Raw genomic sequence first — 23,518 nt, forward strand, 5'->3', positions numbered from 1 at the left:
CTCGTCTCGGCAGGCGGCCGCCAGAAAGGACGGAGTTCTTTGGTTGGCCAGCTCCCCGCAACGGTGCTGGCCCCGCGACTCGTCCGGAAGAAGGGCGCGCCGGGTGCTCGGGCGGCGCCCAGCCTTTCGAGAGAGCGGTTTGAATGGCGGCGGCGATGGCGGACGGCACAACGGGGAGGGTCGGCCGGCTCACCCAGTTGCCGAGACGGGGGCGATCGGTACGGACCGGGAGAGTGGTACCCGGAGCATTCGCGTGGTTGGGACGGGCGGTGTTGCCGAGTGGTGATCGTCAGGCGGGCACGGCACAGAGCTCGGAGACGATCGCGAACAAGGTGGTCACCATCGGCACCGCCATGGCCGACGGCACCCCGTGCATGATCTGGCCGTGCGCCATGCCGTTGCGGATCCGTCGGCCGTAGCCAAGGCACTCCGCCTGCCGGCCCGTCAGGATCCCATCAGCGACGCCTTCGTGATCAGCCCGTGCAGTGGCTCCTTGCCCGCGTCCGGGATGCGGTCGCACAGCGCGATCTCCACTGCGAGCAAGGAGTGCATCACCGCCACGGTGGAGAACTTGCAGCAGTAGCAGGACAGGCGCAGCAGCTCCGCCGCCTGTGCAAGACGCCCGCGCCGACCAGTGCGTCCGGTAGCGCGGATGCATGCCACTCATCCATAGAGTCCCACCATGGACCCGTACTCAAATCAGCGCCCGGACGCCCACGGCGGAGTGCTCCGCCGCAGCCTGCAGCAGCCCTGGCATGACCGCCGGCGCTGGCCTCGGGGAGGCCCGCGCCGGGGCACTCCAGGGCTCAGCGCGTACGGGGCGAAGCCATGCGGGCAACGAGCAGGGTGCTGCGGGTGAGTTCGGTTCCGTGCTCGTGTTCCTCGTTGAACAGCGCGGTCAGGCCGTGGGGCGCCTTCCAGTGTTCGCGCAGGCTGACGGTGGCTCCGAGGTCGTCCAGGAGCGTGTCGATGACCGTGGCGACCTCGGTGGGCCGGTCGCCTCGGCCGTCGCCCCACCACAGGTGTTCGGCCGGTGTGCAGGGCGCGGGATGGACCTGGCCGTCGCTGGTGGTGATCCACACTGTGTGCTCCAGGACGATGGTGGCGAGTTCCGCGCCGCTGGCTGGCAGGGCCGGTGGGGCGTAGAACCGCCACACTGGGCTGCCGCCATCACCGGCGGTGCGCAGGGCGGGCATGTCGGTGAGCGGGTCGGTGAAGAAGGCGTTTACCGGGTCTCCGTGGGCGAGCACGGCATGCGCGGCGCTCGGGTCGCATGGTGCGAGCCGTCGGGCCCACTGTTCGGTGATTGTGCCGGGTTGTACGGGTACTTCGGTGACCGCCCCGAACTCCAGCAGTTCCGGGTCGTGGCCGACGGCTACTTCCAGCGCGGCGACGGCGTCCGGATGGTTGCTGCGGGCGAGCTCGTACCAGCCAGCCTTCAAGGCCTGGCGGTCGCCTTCGCACGGCAGGGGGTGGCCGGCCGTGTCGGGTTTCGCAGCGATGACCACGGGATGGGGCTGCGCGCCGAACCTCCGCGTGCCGAAGACCTTGTTCTCCTGCTCTGCTCGGTTGATCCGGTTGTTGCGGATGTGGTTGGCCATGTCCGTCACGGCCGCGCGGGCGACAGTGTCGAAGACTTCGTTGTGTGCTGCTTGGCGCAGGATCTTCTCGTTGTCGTTGGGCGGCACGTCGGCGATGGCTGCCGGGGTGCCGGGCTGCCATGTACGGATCAGCCGTGGGAGGCGCAGCAGGTTGGGCCACCAGGGCAGGGCCTGACCGGCAAGGGCGGCGACGTCGCCCCACTCGGCTTCGTATTCGATGGCTGGGTGCGCAGTGTCCGAGGCGATCAGGGCCGGGCCGGTGAAGCCGATGTCCCCGTACAGCGCGCAGACGGTGACCACTTGGTCCGGCTTCCCCGTCGCGGCCACGGCGGAGGCGACTTCGGTGGCGGCCTTGCGGTCATCCGCGTACACGATGCGGACCGTTCCGAGCACGGTGTGCCAGTCCAGAGCAGGTCCCCGCACCGTGTCTGTGTACCCGGCCCAGCTGCCGCAGTCCAGGTGCTCGGGACGTGGACGCAGGAGCACGGCGCCGCGATGGGCGAACTCCGGTGTATCGGCGGCCCATCGATAGACCTCCGTGCCGTCCCAGACCTCCTCGGTGTTACGGAAGGAGCCGTGCGGTACCGTCGGCTGTGGAAAGTCGTCGTACTTCCGCTCCAGGCGCCACAGCCCGAACGCGTTGATGCCCAACATCTGTTGGACGTCCGCCCGGGACAGATAACTGCTGCTCACACCCATACCAACGCTCCTCATCGCCCCGGATCAATAGTGGCCCAGACCAGATCACGAGACCGACCGGGAGGCGTGACACGTCGCCCTCTTGCCCGGATCACCACGCGTGTTGACCGAGAAGGGACGGTTACCAGGGACGATGGCCTTCGGCGTCGAGTGCCTGCGCCACAGTGGCCGACGGAGCGCGCGGGGCCACAGCATTCCCTGACGCGGGCCGCTCACGCTCGTCCGCGGTTGGCCACTGCGGTGCCTTGGGGCAGGGCAGGAAAGGCACTCAATTGATCCCACGAGAAGGATGGTCAGTTGAGCCAGGTCCCTCGGCAGGCGACCGCCGAGAACCCCGGGCCGAACGCCAACACGAGTGATCCGTCTTCGGAGGCTGGAGGGTCGTCGTGGGTCCGGCGGAGGACGTCAAGTACGGCTACGCCGCCCAGATTTCCGTTCTCTGCCAGGCTGTTCCGCGAGTGCTTGGCTGCTTGCGGGCCCAGACCGAGGCTCGCGGATACGTCGTTGATGATTCCTGGGGCGCCCGGGTGGATGACGGGCGCGGTGGGGCGCCAGGGGCCGAGCCAGTCGAGGAGAGGGCCCATGACTTCTGCCGCGGCCTTGGGGGCTTCCTTTGTGCTGTCGAAGTGCAGCCCGGTGGCATCCATACGGCCGGTGTAGCGGTCGATGCTGTTCGGCAGGACGAACTGCCAGGTGTCCTCGATGCGCAGGCCCGGCCCCAGCGGGGTGTCCGAGACGATGCAGGCGCCGGCGGAATCACCGAACAGTGCCTTGTAGACCATGGATTCGATGCTGTCGTCAGCATGGTTGTAGACGCTGCTGATGACCTCCGAGACGACGACAAGGACTTTGGCGCCACGGGGTAGAGACGCCGTGGCCTCTGCGGCACGGATCAGGGATTGGGTGCCGCCGGCGCAGGCCAGTGTCGTTTGGGACTGGGGGCGTGTTGTCGGTTTCATGCCGAGGACCCGTATGAGTTGGATGTCCAGCTGCGGCACTCCCCATGAGGTGGAGTGGCTGGTGATGACGGCGTCGATGTCGGCGGGTGTCAGCCCATGGGCGTCGAGCGTTTGGCGGGCCGCGCGTTCTGCCATTTCCAAGGCATCGAAGAAGGCCGCTTTCACGCGTGCCTCCAAGGGTGCGGTGCCTGAAATGACGTCCGATTCCAAGGGGCGGGTGAAGCGCCTGCTGGTCACGCTCGTGTTCTCGATGACGCGCCGTATGGCGCGCAGCCGGGGGTGGTTGGGGTGGTGGGCTTCGATGTCGCTGATGATCTCATCGGTGCTGATCTTGTGCTCAGGGAGGAAAATGGTGGGGCGCGATACGTAGCTGGGCTGCATGCTGCTCCTCGGCCTGTGGTCCTCTTTGCCCGGTCAACCTAACGGCAATTCAGCCCTATGTGTCAGGTCCGGGCGGTCAGCGGCGGCAGGGCGCTGCCCAGCCGCGGTTCGGCCGAGAGGCGCAAGATGATCAGTCGCGCCCCGGGACTACCCAGGGGCTTGGCGGCGCAGACGGTGACCCAGCAGGGGCTGCGGCGGGGTGGAGCAGAGGCCGTTCGTCGCCCGTCGAGGGGCACGAACAGGTCCGGGACAGCCGTATACAAGGGGCCGGCCTTGGGATCTGCCAGCACTTCCTTCTCGATGCCACGCAGGAACGGGGCATGGGGGCGAGTGGCCAGCGCCGCCCTCATCTCGGGGATGACCAGGGGCCCAGGCGTTCTCCCAGTCGGTGAGGATTTCTCGGGCGTCCGGGTGCAGGAGCATCCACCGCATGGTGTTCTGCGGTTGCCTCTGATCGGGGAAGAGTCTGCTGAAGAGGTCGTTGCCGCCCAGGACTTCCCAGCTTTCGTTGGTTATATACGCCATGTCGCTGAAGTGCGGCAGCGCGTTGATCCACACGTCGGACACCTTCCGACCTGAGGCCGGATGCAGCGGATGGGGGGGCTTCCGTGCCGGGCGTACCGCCACAGGGCATCCCATTCATGCTTGTTCATGCCGAATAGCCGAGCCACGTCCTGCAGCAGGTCGGCGGGCGGATTGGGGTAACGGCCGGGCTCCAGCCGCTGGTAGACCCCGTCGGGCCGATTGAGCAGTCGCTCGATCTGACTTTGCGTCAAGCCTGGGGCGCGGCGGCCCTGTGGCGCGATGGGGGCTCGACAGCGAAACCAACGAGGGCCCCGTGACGGGGCCTATCTGCCGCAGCCGCCACCTCGCCCACACCCCCCGACGGTGACTCCCGTCTCATGCGGCACGCTGGATATATGGTCCCGCCGGGGGACGAGGACCGTCGCAGCCGCTGCTGCTCGGGGCACGCTCCCTCCCAGCTGGGCATCATCACCATGTGTACCACTCAGCCGCTCGGCAGCCCCGGCGCCCGCTTCTTCCTCCTTCCGTTCGCCGCTCAGGCCTGATCCGCGGCGGCAGTTGGCCTGGTACGGGATTTCCAATGGGTCGGCCACGCCCGCACAATTCACTTCCATGGCACCGATATCTCAGCTGACCCAGATCGCCTCCGGCGTCTTCGCGTGGCAGCCCAGCCAGGACTCGGCATGGGGACTGGCCAACTGCGGCCTCATCGTCGACCAAGGCGAGGCCCTGCTAGTCGACACGCCCTACACACCGGCCCTCACCGATGTCTTCCTCGATGCCGCCCGGATGGCCGCCGGCGCCGGCACACCCCTGACCCGAATCGCCGTCACCCATGCAAATGGCGACCACACTTGGGGCCTGCAGCAGCTGCCCGGCGCCGAAGTCCTGGCGACGCACGCCGCCCTGGAACACCAATGCCTGGAGCCGACCCCCCAGCAACTCCGAGCGCTGATCCACGACACCGACCCCGCCAAGCCACTGGGCTGGTACTTCCGCCGCCACTTCGGCCAGTTCGACTTCCGCGACATCCAGGTACTTCCGCCCACAGACACCTTCACGGGGCTCCGCGACCTTCAGGTCGGCTCCTTGGCCGTGGAACTGCACGAGGTCGGCCCCGCCCACACCGTCGGCGACCTGATCGTCCATCTGCCCCAGCAGCGCGTGGTGTTCGCCGGGGACATCGTCTTCGCCGGGGACCACCCCTCACACTGGGCCGGTCCCCTGGGACGCGTTTCCGCCGCCTGCCGACGGATTCTCCAGCTCGACCCGGAGCAGATCGTGCCGGGTCACGGACCGCTGATGACTCTCGAGGATCTACGGAAGCACGCCGACTATCTCGACGACCTCGCCGACCAGGCCTCCCTGTTGCACGGTCAGGGACACACCGCCATTGAGGCAGCACGCATCCTGCTCAAGGAAGGCCGCTACGCCGGCCTGGGCCTCCCCGAGCGGCTCGCGATCACCCTCAGCACGGAGTACCGCCACCTCGACAACGACCCCGCCGAGCCCGACCTGCTCGAACTGATGAACCACGCGGCAAGCATCGCGTGGGAGCGCTCACTGGCCGTGACGCCGCCCTCCTGAAACACGTGGACCCACATCTTCGCCCTACCGATCAGTGGAACAAAGGCCGCTCCTCATTCCGGTCACCGGGACAGGAGCGGTCTTCGGGAGTGCCTGCGTTGCTCCCCTCCCGCGTTGCGAGGAAGTTCCTGAGTCGGCGCGCCGGATACGCACGGGGGGGCGCGGCAACGCACCGAAGGCACTCCGACGCTCGCTGACGTGCGCAGTCGTGCAGCAGCGCCGGCGCTGCTCGATTCCGGATGCCGTCGCCGTCCAGGCTCTGACCAGCGTCTCGTGTGACTTGGTGGTGATCCGCTGCTGGTCGGGCAGAGCAGGTCTCCCCGTGGAGGGCTACGTGGGCCAGACCGCGGCCAAGAACGGATCGTCCTCGGCCGCGGCGGGCTGCCCCACCTCCCGACCAGGTCCCACGGGTCCGCGACGCGACCTTGCGAGCCTGCGTCACCGCGACGGAAGGCGGGTGTATGCGCATCAATGTCGGAACACCCCCGCGCGGCCGGTAGGACAGCGAGATAGAGACCGCACGCTTGGGGTCGATCGGAACACCCGGCGTCCGCGCGGTGTTCCGCGCAGATGCGGGCCATGCGAGGCAATGCAACGGTTCCCCCTGCCGACGCGGGGGTGTTCCGCCGGGGGCGCCCGATGAGGAACCCCTGCGTCCTCTCCCCGCCGAGCCGCCGACGCCGCGCTCCGGGCTGCCGTCGACCACGAGGTCGGCTTCGGCGGTGATGTTGACGCCCGGGAACGTGGGCCCGCCGGTGCACTCCTGGGGCCGGGTGCGGGCGCGCAGCGCCTCCAGGGGGCCGGCAGAGGCCAGATAGAGCTGATGAACGACGTCGTCGACCATGTCCTGGTTGGGGAGCTGCAGGAGCCGGTCGAGGGTGAAGCCGCCGGGATCATCGAGTTGGGCCATTGTTGCGGTCGTGGGGCGGGGTGATCTTACGAACGACGAGTGGGCGCAACTTACGCCGCACGGGAATCCTGTAATGGTTGTCATGCCTCGCAGCGTTACATCAACCTGTCGGCATGCACTCTTTGACAGCCAGTGCCCAGGGCACTGACTCTTCCCACCCCAACCGGCGAGTCAGAGCGGCCACCGGCTCTACGGATGTTCCCTTCGGCTCGGGGAGGGCTGGCCGGTGACTGGCTGCCCGGTGGCACCTTCCGGCTCACCCATCCTGGAGATGGCCCGCCGCGCGGCCGAGTATCGCGCGGCAGGCCGTCGCATCATCGACCTCACGCTCGGCGAGCCCGACTTCGCCCCGCCTGCGCACGCGGTTCTTGCCGCCCAGGAGGCCGCCGCCCGCCCGTTGGGCTACGCCCCCGCCAACGGGATACCGGAACTGCGCCAGGCCGCACGGCACGCGCTGGAACGAGACCGCGCCCTGAGTTACACGGATGCCGAGGTGGCCGTGGGATGCGGTGCCAAACAGGTCATCTTCAACGCCCTCTTCGCCACCCTGAGCCCGGGCGACGAGGTGATCATCCCGGCGCCCTACTGGGCAAGTTACCCGGACATGGTTCGCCTGTGCGGCGCCGTGCCCGTGATCGTTGCCTGCTCGGCCGAATCAGGGTTCAGACTCGCTCCCGACACCCTGGAAGCGGCCATGACCGAACGCACACGGTGGGTCGTGCTAAACGCTCCCGGAAACCCCTCGGGCGCCACCTACAGTCATGACAGCCTGACCGGTCTCGCCGAGGTCCTGCGACGGCATCCCTCGGCGATGATTCTTTCGGACGAGATCTACGCCCACATCCGCTACGGCGAGGGCGAGTACATCAGCATCGCGCAGGTCGCGCCTGATCTGCACGATCGGATCCTGCTCGTCGACGGCGTCTCCAAGGCGTACGCGATGACCGGCTGGAGGGTCGGCTGGGGGGTCGGCCCGGCCGAACTTGTCCGTCGTATCACCGCCGTACAGACACAGAACTGCACGCAGACGGCGACCGTGAGCCAGATCGCCGCTGTCGCCGCCCTGGAGGGACCGCAGGAACTTCTGGCGGAACGGTGTGAAACGTACCGCCAACGGCGCGACGCGGCTTTGGCGATTCTGCAGCAGAGCCGGCACCTGGACACGCTGGAACCCGACGGCGCGTTCTACCTCCTTCCGCGCCTTGCGAATGGCGACGACCTCACGGCAGCGAACTCCCTCCTGGAAGCGGGATGTGCGACCGTCCCGGGCAGCGCCTTCGGCGCGCCGGGCCACCTGCGGCTCTCCTTCGCCACCGACATCGCCTCCCTGGAAGAGGGCTGCCGTATCATCGTCGCCACGCTGGACGGGATCCCGGCGTGATCGCACTGACCGTCAAGGCCCTGATCCCGGTCGTCCTGCTGATCGCGCTGGGCTACGCGCTCAAGCGATCGATGATCACGGCCGAGGGCTTCTGGTCCGCAGCCGAGCGCCTCAGCTATCACGTGCTGCTGCCGGCTCTGTTCCTGCACAGTCTGGCGACGGCCGACACCGACGATCTGCCGGTAGCGGCCCTGGCAGGCACTCTGGTCGCCTCCACGGTGACAGTCGCCGTGCTGATCATCGCCTTCAGGCCCATGATGCGACTGAAAGACGACGGCTTCACCTCCGTCTTCCAGGGCAGCGTCAGGTTCAACAACTACATCGGCGTGACCATCGCCGCCGGCCTGTACGGCACCCAGGGCATCGCCACCGCCGCGGTCTGCAACGCGGTGATCGTGCCCACGGTCAACGTCTTGTGCGTGTTGGTCTTCGCGCGGTTCGGGAGCGCACGCCTGCGTCTTGCGGGCATCGTCAAACAGCTCGTGACCAACCCGCTCATCCTCGCCTGCGCGGGAGGTATCCTCCTCCAGGCTCTCGATCTGCCCCTGCCGCCGGGCATCGAGCCCGCGCTCCAGGCACTCGGAGCCGCCTCGATGCCGCTGGGGCTGCTGTGCATCGGCGCCGCGCTGCGCTTCGGTGCGGCACGGTCGTGGGCGGCGCCGATCCTCACGTCGTCGTCCGTCAAGTTCGCCCTCATGCCCGCCGCGACCTTCCTGGCGGCTCAGATGGTAGGCCTGGGATCCCAGGCGCTGATCATCGCCGTGCTCTTCCAGGCCCTGCCCACGGCATCGTCCTCGTACATCATGGCGAGGCAACTCGGCGGCGACGCACCGCTGATGGCCGGGATCACCGCGACGCAGACACTTCTTGGGATCGCCGCCGTCCCGCTCGTCCTGGCGCTGGTCTCGGCATAGCGCTTACAACCGGGCGGAAGGCTAGCGCCGCTTCATCCGGTGGCGGCGGACCGCATCGGTGTTGGCACAGCGCGCGCAGCAGTAGGCGCGGCGACCGCTGCGGCTGGTGTCGACGAAGGCGGTCCGACAGGAGTCCAGCGAGCAGACGCCCAGCCGTTCCCCCTCGGCCTCCATGGTGAAGATGGCCAGAGCTCCCGCGGTCACGGCTTTCACACGGCTTTGGACGTCCTGGCCGTCCGGTGCGAAGTGCAGATGTGGCCGCAACTCATCGTGCGTGGTCAGGTACACGCTTCCAGCGCCGTCCGCGAGCAGAGCGTTGATCATCTCGCACCGTTCGTCCTGCGAGGCAGCCTCGAAAACGGGCCTCAAACGCCGCGACCACACCCTGATCTTCTCACCGGCCGAGCCAGTGACATGCGAACGCCGGATCGCATGCTCCTGCAGTGCCCGTTCCAGTGCCTCAGCCCCCCAGGCGCCACTCGACTCGAGATTTACCAGCGACACGGCCAGGTGAACCCCGACCATGTTGTCATGTTCAAACTTCACTCAACCATTGCAACACAGGCCGAGACCCGCCGGACAGAAGGGTCTGTACGGTTCGATTGACAGACCGCGACGAACGGGTCGCCGTGACCGGCGGTCAGCGTCCGGCGGCGGATGGGGGCCCCGCCCGAGGGGCGGAGCCCACCGGGCCGGACTGCTGCGGTCACAGGCCGTTGACGCGGGCGCTTCTTTCCACGGCCAGCGGTGTGAAGTTCGCTGTGGTGACGCGGTCCGTTCTACGGCCCCGCCGCGCGTGCGGAATCCGAATCTGCGCCATCAGGCGGCGGCTGTGCAAGGTCATCTTCAGTTCGAACCGGGTACGGGGGTCACGTAGCTGCGGTCCGAAGAGTTTCTCCAGTTGCCGCATGCGGTACCGGACGGTCTGGGGATGCACGTTCAGGGCCTTTGCGGCCTCTGGGGCGCCACCGCGTTCGAGCCAGGCGAGCAGGGTCGCCTCCAGCCGCTCGCTCTGGCGTGGGGTCAGGCCTGCCAGGGGCCGCAGCCATTGGGCGGCCAGCGCCTGGGCCAGCGGTTCGTCCTGGAGGAGGATCACAGTGGAGAGGTGGTCGTCGACGAAGACGGGCCGGGGCTCCAGCCCGTGGCGGAGGGCGAGCAGGCGCAGGGCCCAGCGCAGGGAGGACGCGATGTCTTTCAGGGGGACTTGGTGGCCCACGGCTGCGAGGCGTCCGCGCAGAGGAAGTTCCAGCCGCGCGCGGGCGCCCGGGCCCGGGCCGGGGCTCGGGACGAGCAGGCAGGGCCGGCCGGCGAACATGCCAGCGAGGGAGTCGTCCAGCACGGCCGCCAGCTGTCGTGTCTCGCCGGGGGTCGCCAGTACGACGCCCCGTACGGCGGGCGGCAAGGGCCAGCTGGCTGTCTCGGCCAGGTCGGTGAGGGGGCGCTGCGGGGCGGCTCTGGCGTCGGTGAGTGCCGTGAACAGTTCCTGACGTGGCCGGTCGGGCGGTGCGGCGGGTTGCTGCCGGTCGCTGGCACTGGCTTGGCCTGTGGCCTCGTGTCCGCCGTGGTGTGCGGGGCCAGGGCCGGTGTGGCGAGCGGGTATGGGGCTGGTGTGGCGGGCGGGTTCCCGGATGTCTGGCCGGCTTGGCTCGTGGCTGCCGTCATGTGGGGTCGTCGCTCTCGTGGTCGGGGCCGTGATCCCCGCTGCTGGGGTCCTGGTCTTCCGGTTGCTGGCAGCCGAGGGCAGTGATCAGGGCATTTCCCACCGATTGTCTGAGCGATTCGTCGTCGATGGTCTCGTTGTCGTTGACGAGCGCGGAGAATCCCGGGGTGTTCTGCAGGAGTTCCTCGACTATCTCGTCGGCCAGCACGCGGAGTTCCGTTTGCCCGAGGCGGATCCACTCGGCTGGGGTGTGGGACCAGATGCGGTTCAGGTGTTCGCACATCGTTTCCTCGTCGATTCAGGGTGGGGCCCTTGGGTGCGAAGGCGATGGGCCCCCGATTTGTTGAGTGGCCCGGTTCTTGGGGCCGCGGGGCTCGGTGCCTCCGGGGGAAAGTTCGCAGCGCGGGCCTGTGCCGGTTCGGTACGTCTGCCTCCGGTCCGTGCCGGGCCGCACAGGGCCACGTTCTCGGCCGAGCAGAGCGGGAGGGGGACCACACCCGTTCTCCTCTCCCCTGTCCACCTGCGCTGTCGGGGCGCGGTGAGGAAGCCGAGCTTTACGACTCGGTCGCTGCAGTGCGTGCGCGGGCAAGCCCGGCCGTACCGCGGGCTTGGTCCGGGCTCAGCCGCGCGTGACGATCCAGTGGCGCGGGCAGGTCCGGGCGCCGGGGCACGTGGTGCTGGCGGCGACCGCCGGGGCTATTCGGCGGGGTGCTGGTGGACGATGTCGATGCTGATGAGCTCTGCGGACCGCAGGGCAGCGAAGCCGACGTGGATGGCGAGGCTCTTTTATGCCGTCTGAGGCGGGTTGTTGCTCTCGTCGCAGATCACGTGGAAGGAGTCCTCCGGGTTCTTTCCGAGGAGTGCGCCGGTGCGCCACTTGCTCGTGAGAAAGGAGGTGACGTTCGCGCGGACGGCGGCTCGCAGCCTCTCGTCGTTCCGCTCGAAGGCGGCCCAGCGGGTTTCACTACTGATCGACGCCGTGAGGTGGCCGGCGAGGCGCCGGACGTACAGATAGCGCCAGTCACTGTGCTGGGAAAGCGTGCGTGCGCCCCAGATCAGCGTTCCCTGGCCCGGGAAGGCACGCAGGCAGTTCACGCCCATGTGGTTCAGCTCGCCCTGCTCGGCAGCGGTGAGTCTGCGCTGCAGTCGCGTACCCCTGCGGAGAGCAACATGGGCCAGCGCCTTGTCATCACCGCGCTCGGCGTCGGTCCGTGCCCAGGTACCCGCGACGTGCCCGCAAGGCGGTATCAGCCGGGACTCCCCTTGGCTGACTCCGCTCACCGACAGCCAGGGGTAGTAGACCGTGGTGTACTGCGCCGCCTCCTCGTTCAGACCGAGCAGCTTCGGCACCGCGGCGGCGTCCGCGTCCTTGGCGGTGTGCAGGAGGGCCATCCGGTTGGGAGCCGCCGCGCAGTTCCGGGCGAGAACCCTCGCGATCGCCGCACCGTCATCCCCGCCCTCCCACAGGTCCGGGGTGACCACGATGTTCACCTCAGGGTCCAGGGAAGCCAAGGCCGCCTCGTAACCCGCGACCGAGCCGTCCTGTCCCGCGCCCACGATCCAGCAGGCGCCGCCTCCGTTGGCGAACCAGCCGGACACGGCATCGGCCAGGTACGGCGATCGCACCCCACCCGAATCGGCAGCCCGCCCGCCCTCATCCGCCATCGAGGTGTTCTCATTGAACTCCCTCCACGTCGTGATCCTTCGGGGCTCGCCCGCTTCCAAGTGGCCGACAAGCGCAGCGATCGACGTCGAGGAACCGGACAGCGGCCGAACTCCGCACGACGACGACTCGTTGCCGAAGACACCGGGTGCACGGTCATTCATACGGGCTCCTCGCAGGAAGAACAGTGGCTTCGGCCGGACCTGGCCGCGCCACGCCGCGATCACCCCTTCCGCAGCCGGGCTCAGGCGGAGGCCGCCGGCCTCGCAGGGATCGACGCGTGTTCAGGCGGCGGCCGGGAGGACTGCCCAGTAGGTGACGGCATGGGCCAGGATGCGGGTGCCGTGCGCGCTTGCCAGCAGGGCGATGATGCTCACGCCGCGACCGTGCTCTTCCGGCGCGCAGCTGGTGGTCCAGGTGCCCTCGTTGTCGGCGGGGCCGCCGTCGCCGACCTCGATGCGCAGGGCGCCGTCGTTTCCGGGGCGCTGGAGGTGGAGGGCGACGGGGGGCAGGGCGTGTTCGATGGCGTTGGTGACGAGTTCGGAGACGACGAGCAGTGCTTGGTCGATGGTCTCGCCGTCTACGTCCCAGCCATCGAGGACGGTGGTGGTGATGCGGCGTGCTGTGCCGGCGGACGCGGGATGGTGCGGGAGCTTCCAGACGCAAGGGCGCGAGTCGGCCCGGGCGTGGGTGGCGGACTGCGGTGGGACGAACGTCGGGGCGGCTGGGGAGGGAGCCGTTTCGATGTCGGTGCTGGCGTCCATGGCAGGGTCCTGGCGGTGGGGGTGTGAGCGGTGTCGGCGATGCTTCGCCTGTCCGGGCTGCGGTGGTTACCGCAGGAGGTGGTGGAGGATGGCCGAGGCGAGTGCCGCGTCGAGGGCTCCCACACCGGTGAGGTCGGCGACCGTGATCGCCGTTTCGGGGCGGTCGGGGGGCGTTTTGAAAAGCCGGCCGACCGGGATGTCGCTGTCGGGGGCGGCGGCCCCGGCGCGGACGGCGTGGCCGAAGTCTCCGTGGTCGAGGCACTGGGCGTGGTCGTCGGTTGCGATGAGGTGGGCGCGGTGGAAGAGCGCCGGTGGCAGTTCGTTCTTGTGGGGCATGTCCGTGCCGATGCCGGTCACGTGGGTGCCCTCGGGGACGTCTGCGGCGTTCAGGACGGGTTCTGTCGCCGGTGTGGTGGTGATGATCATGTCGGCGCCGGCGGTCTGCAGTGCGGAGGCGGGCCGGGCTGGGAGGCCGTTCTTGTGGAGTTCCTCGGACAGGGCTGCGGCGTTGTGCAGGTTGCGGCCGTGGACGAGTATCTGGCTGATGGGGCGGAGTTTGGCCAGCCAGACGGCCTGGAGGAGGGCCTGTTCTCCGGTGCCGAAGAGGCCCAGGGTGAGGGCCGTGCGCCGGGCCATGGCATGGGTGACCAGTGCGCCCGCGGCGGCGGTGCGCCAGGCGGTGAGCATGCCGCGGTCATTGAGGATGGCCCGTATCTGCCCGGTACGGGCGCTGATGACGCAGACCAGGCCGTGGTGGTGGGACGGCATGCCGGAGCCGGGGCGGCCGTAGAAGCCGGTCGCTATCTTGACGGTGAAGTCGGCGGTGTCGGTGATCCAGCCGGCTTTCACATGGCAGTCCCCGTTGGCCTGGGGGAAGTCCATGTGAAGGGGTGGCGGGACGCTGGTGCGGCCTTCGGCGTGGGCGATGAGAGCGTCACGGACGGTCTCCAGAACCATCTGGGAGGTGGCGGCCGTCTCGATAGGGCCCATGTCGAAGACGGGCAGGGACGTCGTCATCGGCGTGTCCGCATCCACTGTGCGAAGGCTGCCAGGCCTTCTTCGGGGCGGTGGCGGCCGATGCCGATGCGGAACCGGTCGAGTGGGGTGGGGGTGAGTTCGGAGTGGTAGATGCTGGCGGGCAGGAGCAGGACGCCGGCTTCCTCCACCAGGCGGGTGCAGAATTCCTCCACCCCGTCGGGGCCGAGGTAGCGGGGGTAGGCGACGCATCCGCCGTCCGGGGCCTGCCAGTCGAAGTCGTCCGCGAACTCGGAGAAGAACGACTCGAACGCCGGCAGGTTGGCTGCGATGAGCGCACGGTTGCGGCGGAGGATCGGCTCGCGGGCCTTGAGAGCGATGCGGGCCAGGACTTCGCTGGGGGCGGAGTTGCAGATGGTGGTGTAGTGCTTGGCGCGCTCCAGGCGCGAGAGCAGCTCGCGGTCGCGGCAGGTGATCCAGCCGATGCGCAGCCCGGGCAGTCCCAGGGATTTGGACGTCACGTTCAGGGACAGGGCGCGCTCGGACAGGTCGGCGGCTTGCGGCAGGATGCGGGCGGCGTCGTGTTCCAGGCCGCGGTAGACCTCGTCGCTGAAGAGGTGGATGCCGCGCTCGTCGCACAGGCGGGCGAGTTCGGTGAAGTCGTCGGCGTCGATGACTTTGCCGGTGGGGTTGTTGGGGAAGTTCACCGACACGACACGGGTGTTCGGCCGGAGCGCCGCCGCCACTTCGTCGAGGTCCAGGGCCCAGTTGCGGTCTGGGTCGAGGGCCACGCCGGTGACCTCGCACAGCGCCATCGGCACGGTCTCGGCGGCCTGGTAGTTCGGGGTCACCACCACGGCGTGGTCCCCGGCGTCGAGCAGGACGTTCATCGCCAGGTAGAGGGCTTCCTCGGCTCCCGCGAAGCAGATCACGTCGTCCGCGCCGGCGTTCTCGTACGTCTGGGCGATCACCTCGCGCAGGGCCGGGTCGCCGAAGGTCTCGGTGTATCCCAGGGGCAGGTTCTCGAAGGCCTCCCGGTCCTTGTCGTCGGCCAAGGAGAGGAGCTCGCCCAGCGTCATGGTCTGGACATCGGAGGCGGTCAGGTGGTGGCGGGCGGTGAACTCCCAGCGGGAGAAGTACGTTTCCAGACGGAAGTCGGGCAGCCGAGTCATGGTCAGTCCTTCGCGTTTGGTGATCTGAGTTCGGCGAGCAGGCCGTAGACGGTGGAACGGGACACCTGCAGGGCGCCGGCGACGACTGGAGCGGCGCGGCGGACCGCGAACACCCGGGCCTCCTCCAGCCGGCCGAGAACGGCCAGGCGGTCTTGGCGGGTCATGCGTTCGACGGGGCGCCCGGTCTCGCGGACGTAGCTTCCGATGATGTGCTGTATGCGCTCGGACCAGTCCTGCTCGAACAACGGCTCCGGGCGCTGCACCGTGGGGGCGCCGAAGGCGGACAGCACCGCGGCGGCCTGTTCCAGCGGAGTGCGGTCGAGATTGATGCACAGCACCGCCGACGGCCGGCCCTGCGGATCCCGCAGGACCGCACTGACCGATGTCAGTCGGCGGCCGTCGACGAGCAGCTTCTCGTACGGCCCAAACACATCCTGCGCCGACGGTTCGAGATCCTCCAGCTCCCCCAGCAACGAGGGGTCTCCCACGCCGCGGGAGGTCATCGGATTCCAGATCCCGAGGACCCGGTCGGTGTCCGGGTCATGCAGGACGACCTCCGCGTACGGGCCGAGCAGCAGCGCAACAGCCTGGGCCACCGGCGCCCACAGCCGCACACGAGCATCTTGCGGGTCTTCAACATTCCCCATGACTGGACTGTAAGTCCAAACTGGACAGAAAGTCCAGAGTTCTCTTCTGCGGCCAACGCGGGTGGCCAGGGCGACGACCCCGAGCACGGCCGGTGGCCCGAACCCGGGCGCGGCCGGCCGTTTCACGACCGGCCCGTCCCCCCGGTTCGGCCAACGCATCGGCATCTCCGTCCTGGACCCAGCCGGACAGACGGTCCGGCTCCTGCGCGTCGTCCCGGGACCAGCACCGGGCCGTCCACCCGGACGGTGGATGTACGGCGGCCGGAGGCCCAGGGCCACCGTGGCCACGGGCAGGGAGGCGAGGACGCCGATCTCGTCGTGGGCGAGAGCCAGGTCACCGCTACGCGCCGGTCGAACTCCGGGTGCGGCTCGCCGTCGCCCACGGGTCCGGCCCACCTCCGCCAGCAGCACCGTGTCCTCCCCGGCACGGCCGGGAACAGGGCAGCTCGAACCTCGAGTGCGTTGTGGCAAAGGGAGTCCCTGTTCGATGAGCAGGGGCTTCTTCGTGTGCGGGGCATGACCGGGGCGGGGTAGGGGCAGGCAGCGGACGGCTTGTTGTTGATCGAGGAGGGTGCGATGCCGTCGGTGCTGGGGTTGATGGAACAGCGTGAGGCGGCCCCGTCCTCCCGAAGCTACGGCGAAGTGACAAGTAGCTCTTTGTAATCAGAGTGACGCTCGGTCAGGGGTAGCGGGGCGAGGTCCGGGGACTTCGCCGACCTGGAGGGCTGCGAAGTCGACGTGGGCCTGTTCGACGGCTTCGGGGTACGCCTCGCGCTTGGCGTGCTCGGCCAGCGCCCGATAGATGCTTGCCACCGAGGGGTTCTGGCCCTTGCGTTTGCCGGTGGGGATGAGCCGGTGGGGGCCGGGGATCATCGGGTGCCCTCCATCACCTCGATCGCCACGCTCGCGGCAAGGTCGGCGGACGCCCCACCGTCGTGGACGACAAGATCCTGAAGATGGCCCGGGCCCACGGCCTGGACCTGGAGATGCTCGCCGGGCCGTCCGGCCGGTGAGCGAGTACTTCACGAAGTCCGCGGCCGGCACCTTCACCAGCTCGGCGACGTACTCCACCGCCTCCTGCGGAATCTCCTCGACGGACTCCGGGAACCGGCCTTCCAGCTCGAAGTACTTCAGCACCAGGCAGAAGCCCAGCCGCGTCGGGCCGGTCTTGTTCGCCACCAAGTCCCAGTCGCCGTCCACCAGCGTCCAGCACGCCACCACGTCTTCCGGCGCCCACTCCTGCCGCACGCCCCCGCCCTCTCGCCTCAGCCCCACGGAGTCACCCGACCGGCTCAACGAACCGGCCGCCCCGGGGCAACGGGCAACCTGACGAACCGAGGGACAAGCAGCGCGGCTACCTTGCGGCTGGGGTCAGAGGTAGGACTCCGGGGCCGAGAAGCCCGCGAGTTCGCGGAAACTGAAGGTTCTTCGGCACGAACCCGAGGCGGATTGACCTGATTCTGCGGGATGAACCCGTGGGTTCGTGGTCAACTCGCTGGGCCGGTCTCGGCGGCCAGCACCAAGTCGACACCGAGCGGGCTGAAGTCGGCGACGACCGGGGTCCAGTCGTTGGCGTACGCCGCCGGCGACGCAGTCGTGATGAGTGCGTCCGGCGAGGTTAGGTGCGAACAAATGCGGCTGGGTCGGCCAGGTAGCGGTTGAGGTCCGGGTCTTCGTGGAGTGCGTAGAACTCGTCGTGAATCTGCCAGGCCGGGCCGAGTTCGGTGCGAAGGCGATTGAGCGCTTGGCGTACCGCCTCGTTGAAGTCGTGGCACTCCGCTGCACGCCACGGTCCCGGGTCTGGTGGGTAATCCCAGTTCAGCGACGTATCGTAACGAGCTACCAGCCTGCTCAGGCCGTCGCGGAGGTCGTGACTGATCGGCAGTCGGTCCAGATCAACCGGGTACCCCCACACCTCCCGGTCCTCCGGGGCCGCCCACAGGACTGCGCCTGATCCCGCATCGAAGAAGAACCTGGCGGTGGGCATGGCGTCGGCCTCTCGATATGTATATCGGTTCAAGCAGCCACCACGGTACTCAACAAGGCTGCCGCAGCAGCCCCACAGTCTCCGGTTGCGGCTGACGCCTCGCCTTCAACCCGATCGCAGATCGATCGGACAAAGTGAGAACTCTTCGAGAATCCTGAAGCTCCGTCACCGGATCGAAGAACACTCCAAGGAGGCCGAACACCCTGGCCACGGGGACAAGGGTTAAGCAGGGCTCAGGGGAACTAACGGGATGTCGCGCAATCCTTCGGCGTGACGGTTGTTCTCCAGTGACATGGTCACAAACGCCGCGCTGACCCGACAGGCACTCGGCGGTGAGCCCTTGCGCGCGGACAGCTTTCCGGGCGCGGCTTGAGTTGAAGGCGAGTTCGTGGACGGCATTGCGGAGTTCGCGCGTGGCATGCTCGTGTCGCCCGCTCCAGCCCCGTACTGCATCCCCGGCTGTCAGTGCTACATGGCACTGTGCCGCCATGACGACAACGACAGAGCTGACCCTCTTCGCCGACTACTTCCAGATACATATTTCCGATGCGGACTCAGACGGTGATCTGAGCGATGCGTGGACGGACCAGTCCGTTGCCGATCATCTTGCGGTTGCGCGAGACGCACTGGGCATCGGTACGACTGTCAACGTCAACGTGTCCGTCACTGTCGCCGTCTTGACGCAGGAACCGAGTGATGACAGTTCAGAATTCGATCACGTCGTTGAGGGCAGCCTCTGCGTGACGCTCGGTCGCCTGACGGTTCTCGGCTGCACGGATTACGCCCCAGACGCGGCCATCTTCGAGGTCCCACCGGGCTGGAATCGCGTCCGAGTGTCCCGGAGCAACCTGGCGCGAGCAGCGCAGGCCGACGTCGACTCGGACGAGAGTCCCGAAACCACCGAGAGGATCCGTATCCAGGTGTGGCCGGCCGCAGAGTTTCCGGCCAAGGTGGTCAAACGGTGGGCGCAACCCGGCGAGAGACACGACGCATAGTGCGCCAGGCGCTCGGACAGCACGTCCTCGACGTGCCCCTCCCAGTCGGTGACGGGCGACTCGGCAGCGAACCCGTACCGGGCGTCGTCGCCCGGGTGGTTCTGTAAGTGAGAGCGAGCAACGTTTGTCGACGGGGCTGAGCAGCCCTTACCGATCAGATCCCCCAGAATGTCGATGAGATCCGACAACGCTGTCGAGCAGTTCGCGCAGGCCGTTGGCGTTGACCCGGCGGGGGATCTCCGGATTGGCCAGGATGACCTTGGGCTCGGAGCCGAACAGGACGCCGTCGGCCGTCTGGTAGTAGTAAAGCGGCTTGACACCCATCCGGTCGCGCACCAGGAGCTCCTGGCGGCGTACGTCCCAGATGCCGAACGCGAACATGCCGTTGAGCTTGTCGCCGACACCTTCGCCCCACTCCAGATAGCCCCGCAGCACGACCTCGGTGTCGCTCTGGGTGCGGAAGCGATGCCCGCGCGAGATCAGGTCCGAGCGCAGCTCCCGGTAGTTGTAGACCTCGCCGCTGAAGGTGAGGACGGCCAGGAGTCGGCCGTCCTCCTCGGCGGTCATCGGCTGACGGCCGCCTTCGAGGTCGATGACCGACAGGCGGCGGTGGCCGATCGCGGCGTGCGGAGCCATCCACACGCCTTCGTCGTCCGGGCCGCGGCAGGCCATGGTATGGGTCATGGCGTCCACGGTGGCGCGTTCCCGGGTGAGGTCGCGACCGAAATCTATCCAACCCGCAATGCCGCACATGTGTGACGTTCTCCTTAGGTCGACGATGAGGACCGGCTTCCCGGGCGCTCCGAAGACGGATGTGTGTATGCACCGTTCGCAGGGGTCGGCCGCCGCGGCCGAAAGGGGCGGGCCGCGGCGCGCCACGCGGGAGAGAGAGGCTCGGGCCCTACTCAGGCTCAAGCCACGAGATCCTCCTGGCGTGGTGGAACCAGGCCACGAGGACCATGAGGGCGGCGGCGCAGCCGCCGAGCGTCATGACCGTGGAGGGGGAGGTGTGGTCGATGACGAGGCCGCCCGTCAGCGCTCCGATAGAGAAGGTGGCCTGGAACGACGCGGTGAACACGACGGAGGAGGCTTCAGGGGAGGCGGTGTTGGCCTTGGCGAACCAGGTCTGCGAGCAGACGGGCACAGCGCCGTAGGCGATGCCCCAGACGACCAGCAGGGCCACCGCGCCCAAGTCCCACTTGCCGAGCACCGGCAGCAGCAGGGTGACACAGGCGATCATCGCTGCGGCTGCCGCGAAGGTGGCTCGTGGGTAGCGGGTCACGGCCGAGCCACCGAGGAAGTTGCCCGCGATCCCCGCGACTCCGTAGGCGAGCAGGTAGACCGTAATGAGCCCGGGGCTCACCCCGGTCACCTGCTCGAGAAAGGGGGTGACGTAGGCGTAGGTGCCGAAGTGAGCGAGGACGATGAGGAACGTCAGCACCAGGGCGAACCGGGTGTTGATGCTGCGGAACATGCCGCCGAGCACGTTCAGGCGGGTCGCCTGGACGGCAGGGAGGGCAGGGACCACCAGGAGCAGCATGACGAACACCGCCAGGGTGAAGACGCCCATGGCGAGGAATGTGGTCCGCCAGCCCGCGATGTCTCCGATGAACGTACCGAGCGGGACACCGAGCACAGAGCCGAGGGGCACCGCCGAGAAGATCACCGAGGTGGCCCGGCCCACCTGTTCAGCGGGCACGAGCCGACCGGCCAGGCCCGCACCGATGGACCAGAAGCCGCCGATGGTGATGCCCACCATCACCCGCGAGATCAGGATCATCCAGTAGCTCGACGCTGTCGCCGCCAGGAAGTTGGCCAGCGCGAGGAGCAGGATGAACGCGCCAAGCATCACCCGGCGGTCGATGCGGGCGGTGGCCACGGTCACCACGGGCGCGGAGATCGCGGCGAGGAAGCCGGGCATGGTCATCATCAGCCCGGCCATTCCGTCCGAGATGGTGAAGCTTGACCCGATCGAGGTCAGTAGACCGATGGGGAGGATTTCGGTGGTGACGATCGAGAAGATCCCCATCATCACCGAGATCACGGCCAGCCAGGAGACCAGGGGTGAGCGGGGAGCCGCTGAGGCTTCGACGGCGGTGGTGGTTGCTGTGGACATGAATCCCGTCCTGTGTTGGGCATCACATGGGGTGTGATCACTAGTCCAGCAGGGACGGCAGACAGCTTCTGGCACGTTCCCGACACCAACAACAGCCACCCAGGGTGATGTCGCGTTTTCGCGATACGCCCCCCGGAGCTGGGTGGTTGAGCGTCTGCGCAGGTCAGGGCGGTGCGGGCCAGACGAGAAGGAGCGCCCAGGCGGCGCCGGGCCGGGTGCTGCCCACGTCGATTCCCGGGCTACTTCGCCGAGTCGACGAAGCGGGACGAAGCGCTCTACATCCTCACGCACACCGAAGCCCTCATGACTCGGTGGTCTCCGCTCTCCGTCGACCAGGACGTACGCACAACAACAAAGGCCCTTGCGTGGGGCTTGCGTCTGCCAGACGGAACAGAGCCCGGCACCGCCTCGGCACGTCCGGTGAACCTGCCGGCCACGGAAGCGGTAGAACGCGAACTGCGCGCCAGCCGATACTGGAATCTGGCCGAAGCCACGCGCGGCGGCGCCCAACTCCCCACCCTGATCGCCGTGGCGAACGGGCTGAAACCGGCGATGGACCTGTGGGTCCCGCGCGACGGCTGGCCTGCGCTGCGCGCGCTCGCCAAGACGCTCGGTCTCGTCCACCACGTGGACACCTGCTTCGACAGGTTCTCGCCCCAGATCGCCCAGGTGCCCCCCAGGGCTGTTGCAAAGTCCCGGTGGTAGCGGGAAGTTGCAGGTCACGGTGGTGTGACGTGTGCCGTTCGTCCCGTCTCGTATGCAACGAAGCTCCGGTTGGAGTGGGTGACCTCTCAAGTCGCCCTGCCCAACCGGAGCTTCGATGTGCCGTCAGTCTGCCAGTGTCTGTCTGATCAAGTCGCCTTCGCGTCAGCACCGTGTACTGCCGGGGCTGCCTCAGCGGCTGGCCACGCCGGCCGATCCGCGCCGCCGGCGCGGGACGCGTCACCCGTTCGTGAGTGTGCTGCTGATCGCCGGTTCGGCCGTGCTGGCCGGCGCCCGCTCGTTCGCGGCCATCGGCCAGTGGGCGAAGGCTGCCCCGCAGGAGGCCCTGGCCCGGCTCGGCGCTCGCACCACGGCCGCCTTCAATCTCCGTGTCGCGCCGAGCGCGGCGACCATCCGCCGCGTCCTGAACGCCGTCTGCCCCGGCGGGCTCGCGGACCTGCTCGGTGCCGACCCGGCCGGAACGGCCACCCCGGCCGTCGACGGCAAGAGCGCCCGCGGCTCGCGCACCGCCACCGGCCCCGCCGCCCACCTGCTGGCCGCGATGACCGGCACCGGCCTGGCCGTCACCCAGCTGCGGGTGCCGGACAAGACCAACGAGATCGCCTGCTTTGCCGCCCTGCTGGAACCGTTCGACCTGACCGGCGTGACGGTGACCGCCGACGCGCTGCACACCCAACGCGACCACGCCCGCTTCCTGGTGGAGGAGAAGAGAGCCCACTACCTCATGGTGGTCAAGGCCAACCAGCCCGGACTGCTGCGTCAGTTGAGGTCGCTGCCGTGGAAACTCGCCACCGCACGGCGCTACGACCGCGAGACGGGGCACGGCCGCAAGGAGACGAGAGCGACCAGGGCCCTGACCGTCACCGAACTGGGGCTGGACTTTCCGCACGCGGTCCAGGCAGCGAGGATTCTGCGCCACCGCACCCACCTGCGCTCGGGCAAGGTCACACGGCAGACAATCTACGCACTCACCGACCTCACGGCCCGCCAGGCATCCCCACAGCGCCTCGGACGGCTGGCTCGCTCCCAGTGGGTGATCGAGAATCGGCTCCACTTCGTCCGCGACACCGCCTTCGCCGAGGACGCCTCGAAGATCCGCACGGGACACGGGCCACAGAACATGGCCACCTTCCGCAGCTTCGCGATCAACCAGCTACGAGCGGCAGGTCATACCAACATCGTCGCCGGTATCCGCGAGATGTCTTACGAGCCCTTCCACCGCCCGCTGGACCTCCTCGGCCTGGCCTGATCAGCAACGATCCAAGATCGTCAGACTTTGCAACAGCCCTGGGCGCTCATCACGGCTGGCGCCCTGCCGGGAATCGGGCGGACCGTGGCGCGATTTCCTGGAGGCGCGGTTCCCGTGCGCGGATATCGCGCCACGGCCACGTGATGCCCCTAACCGCGATCCGGAAACGTGATGGCCCCAATTCCCAGCGTGATTGGACGGGCCGTCAAAGAGGTGGATGGCCCCACGCCGTAGCGTGGGGCCACCCACCTCTGGACATGCTGCGGTCTGGGCTGGCTACCAGCGATACCAGCGGCCGCTTCCTCCCTTGGGGCGCGCGACGAACCCGACGAGCCAAACCATGAGGACGATGATTGCGACCCACCACAGGGCCTTCGGCGCGAAACCCGCGCCGAAGAGGATCAGAGCCAGAAGAAGAACGAGAAGAAGGGGAACCGTAGTTATCAACCTCCAAGGCATAGAATGCCCCGGCCTCTCCCGCCGACACAGCCCCGGCGTGACTGTTTATAGAAATCTTATCCGGGAATCCGCTTGCCCCTCCTCTGTGTGCGCCGCCTTGGCGAGCCCATGAGCACTAGCTAGAACCCGACAATCGAGTTACACCAGTGGC

General features: G+C 68.2%; 24 protein-coding genes and 2 pseudogenes. 7 read left to right on the top strand and 19 right to left on the bottom strand.

The features are described from left to right. Positions 1-444 precede the first annotated feature (444 nt). From OG522_RS37590 to OG522_RS41445, 5 genes are all read right to left on the bottom strand, one after another. Positions 445-663: a hypothetical protein gene (locus OG522_RS37590; protein ID WP_329467934.1), complete on the bottom strand. Its 219-nt coding sequence runs from the start codon at positions 661-663 to the stop codon at positions 445-447. A 143-nt stretch (positions 664-806) separates the two neighbouring features. Beyond that, the gene (locus tag OG522_RS37595) at positions 807-2,300 is read right to left on the bottom strand and encodes a hypothetical protein (RefSeq protein WP_329467935.1); all 1,494 of its coding nucleotides are present in this window, start codon (positions 2,298-2,300) and stop codon (positions 807-809) included. 293 nt (positions 2,301-2,593) lie between these two features. After that, positions 2,594-3,640: a PhlD gene (locus tag OG522_RS37600; protein ID WP_329467936.1), complete on the bottom strand. Its 1,047-nt coding sequence runs from the start codon at positions 3,638-3,640 to the stop codon at positions 2,594-2,596. Positions 3,641-3,787: 147 nt separating this feature from the next. Further along, the gene (locus tag OG522_RS41440; RefSeq protein ID WP_443074876.1) at positions 3,788-4,165 is read right to left on the bottom strand and encodes an MmyB family transcriptional regulator; all 378 of its coding nucleotides are present in this window, start codon (positions 4,163-4,165) and stop codon (positions 3,788-3,790) included. Next, complete coding sequence (locus OG522_RS41445; protein WP_443074877.1) at positions 4,153-4,446, bottom strand: helix-turn-helix domain-containing protein; 294 nt, start codon at positions 4,444-4,446, stop codon at positions 4,153-4,155. The genes OG522_RS41440 and OG522_RS41445 overlap by 13 nt, the downstream gene beginning before the upstream one ends. 114 nt (positions 4,447-4,560) lie before the next feature. Here OG522_RS41445 and OG522_RS37605 point away from each other — a divergent pair, with 114 nt between their 5' ends. The 4 genes from OG522_RS37605 to OG522_RS37620 all read left to right on the top strand — a co-directional run bounded on the left by OG522_RS37605 (position 4,561) and on the right by OG522_RS37620 (position 8,957). Then, positions 4,561-4,710: a hypothetical protein gene (locus tag OG522_RS37605; RefSeq protein WP_329467937.1), complete on the top strand. Its 150-nt coding sequence runs from the start codon at positions 4,561-4,563 to the stop codon at positions 4,708-4,710. Between the two features lie 67 nt (positions 4,711-4,777). After that, on the top strand, positions 4,778-5,752 hold the full coding sequence (locus OG522_RS37610) for an MBL fold metallo-hydrolase (protein ID WP_329467938.1): 975 nt from the start codon (positions 4,778-4,780) through the stop codon (positions 5,750-5,752). A gap of 1,136 nt (positions 5,753-6,888) precedes the next feature. Continuing rightward, on the top strand, positions 6,889-8,043 hold the full coding sequence (locus OG522_RS37615) for a pyridoxal phosphate-dependent aminotransferase (protein WP_329467939.1): 1,155 nt from the start codon (positions 6,889-6,891) through the stop codon (positions 8,041-8,043). Then, a complete protein-coding gene (locus tag OG522_RS37620) occupies positions 8,040-8,957 on the top strand; it encodes an AEC family transporter (RefSeq protein WP_329467940.1) in 918 nt (305 codons plus the stop codon). The genes OG522_RS37615 and OG522_RS37620 overlap by 4 nt, the downstream gene beginning before the upstream one ends. A 21-nt stretch (positions 8,958-8,978) precedes the next feature. Here the strand turns inward: OG522_RS37620 and OG522_RS37625 are convergent, their stop codons facing one another. The 11 genes and pseudogenes from OG522_RS37625 to OG522_RS37675 form a co-directional block, all read right to left on the bottom strand. Continuing rightward, positions 8,979-9,503: a CGNR zinc finger domain-containing protein gene (locus OG522_RS37625; protein WP_329467941.1), complete on the bottom strand. Its 525-nt coding sequence runs from the start codon at positions 9,501-9,503 to the stop codon at positions 8,979-8,981. A 160-nt stretch (positions 9,504-9,663) separates the two neighbouring features. Further along, complete coding sequence (locus OG522_RS37630) at positions 9,664-10,359, bottom strand: PucR family transcriptional regulator (RefSeq protein WP_329467942.1); 696 nt, start codon at positions 10,357-10,359, stop codon at positions 9,664-9,666. Positions 10,360-10,615: 256 nt separating this feature from the next. Then, positions 10,616-10,900 (bottom strand): hypothetical protein, encoded by a 285-nt coding sequence (locus OG522_RS37635; protein WP_329467943.1) that lies wholly within the window; start codon positions 10,898-10,900, stop codon positions 10,616-10,618. Positions 10,901-11,403: 503 nt separating this feature from the next. Then, positions 11,404-12,444 (bottom strand): phage tail sheath family protein, encoded by a 1,041-nt coding sequence (locus OG522_RS37640; protein ID WP_329467944.1) that lies wholly within the window; start codon positions 12,442-12,444, stop codon positions 11,404-11,406. Between the two features lie 120 nt (positions 12,445-12,564). Beyond that, positions 12,565-13,044, bottom strand: coding sequence for an ATP-binding protein (locus OG522_RS37645; protein WP_329467945.1), 480 nt, complete (start codon positions 13,042-13,044; stop codon positions 12,565-12,567). A gap of 66 nt (positions 13,045-13,110) precedes the next feature. Then, the gene (locus tag OG522_RS37650) at positions 13,111-14,061 is read right to left on the bottom strand and encodes an ornithine cyclodeaminase family protein (protein ID WP_329467946.1); all 951 of its coding nucleotides are present in this window, start codon (positions 14,059-14,061) and stop codon (positions 13,111-13,113) included. After that, entirely contained in the window at positions 14,058-15,191 is a 1,134-nt protein-coding gene (locus OG522_RS37655) for a pyridoxal phosphate-dependent aminotransferase (protein ID WP_329467947.1), read from the bottom strand. The genes OG522_RS37650 and OG522_RS37655 overlap by 4 nt, the downstream gene beginning before the upstream one ends. Positions 15,192-15,193: 2 nt before the next feature. Next, on the bottom strand, positions 15,194-15,838 hold the full coding sequence (locus OG522_RS37660) for a helix-turn-helix transcriptional regulator (protein WP_329467948.1): 645 nt from the start codon (positions 15,836-15,838) through the stop codon (positions 15,194-15,196). Positions 15,839-16,501: 663 nt separating this feature from the next. Further along, entirely contained in the window at positions 16,502-16,711 is a 210-nt protein-coding gene (locus OG522_RS37665) for a hypothetical protein (RefSeq protein WP_443074883.1), read from the bottom strand. Between the two features lie 177 nt (positions 16,712-16,888). After that, positions 16,889-17,113, bottom strand: a pseudogene (locus tag OG522_RS37670) (DUF4158 domain-containing protein); the annotation flags it as partial. 343 nt (positions 17,114-17,456) lie between these two features. Then, complete coding sequence (locus tag OG522_RS37675; protein WP_329467949.1) at positions 17,457-17,825, bottom strand: hypothetical protein; 369 nt, start codon at positions 17,823-17,825, stop codon at positions 17,457-17,459. Positions 17,826-18,313: 488 nt separating this feature from the next. On the opposite strand from OG522_RS37675, the gene OG522_RS37680 reads away from it, so the two are divergent. Next, positions 18,314-18,820 carry a hypothetical protein gene (locus OG522_RS37680; protein WP_329467950.1) on the top strand — a complete coding sequence of 169 codons (507 nt, stop codon included), beginning with the start codon at positions 18,314-18,316 and terminating at the stop codon, positions 18,818-18,820. Between the two features lie 186 nt (positions 18,821-19,006). On the opposite strand, the pseudogene OG522_RS37685 reads toward OG522_RS37680, so the two are convergent. Both OG522_RS37685 and OG522_RS37690 read right to left on the bottom strand, forming a co-directional pair. Next, positions 19,007-19,573: pseudogene (locus OG522_RS37685) on the bottom strand (asparagine synthetase B family protein); the annotation flags it as partial. Positions 19,574-19,721: 148 nt separating this feature from the next. After that, positions 19,722-20,936, bottom strand: coding sequence for an MFS transporter (locus OG522_RS37690; RefSeq protein WP_329467951.1), 1,215 nt, complete (start codon positions 20,934-20,936; stop codon positions 19,722-19,724). Positions 20,937-21,356: 420 nt separating this feature from the next. On the opposite strand from OG522_RS37690, the gene OG522_RS37695 reads away from it, so the two are divergent. Continuing rightward, positions 21,357-21,641, top strand: coding sequence for a hypothetical protein (locus tag OG522_RS37695; protein WP_329467952.1), 285 nt, complete (start codon positions 21,357-21,359; stop codon positions 21,639-21,641). Positions 21,642-21,837: 196 nt separating this feature from the next. Next, complete coding sequence (locus OG522_RS37700; RefSeq protein ID WP_329468613.1) at positions 21,838-22,908, top strand: ISAs1 family transposase; 1,071 nt, start codon at positions 21,838-21,840, stop codon at positions 22,906-22,908. 276 nt (positions 22,909-23,184) lie between these two features. Here OG522_RS37700 and OG522_RS37705 read toward each other — a convergent pair whose 3' ends face one another. Continuing rightward, complete coding sequence (locus tag OG522_RS37705) at positions 23,185-23,367, bottom strand: hydrophobic protein (RefSeq protein WP_329467953.1); 183 nt, start codon at positions 23,365-23,367, stop codon at positions 23,185-23,187. Positions 23,368-23,518: the final 151 nt, after the last annotated feature.

It is taken from the genome of Streptomyces sp. NBC_01431 (assembly GCF_036231355.1).
Lineage (GTDB): Bacteria > Actinomycetota > Actinomycetes > Streptomycetales > Streptomycetaceae > Streptomyces.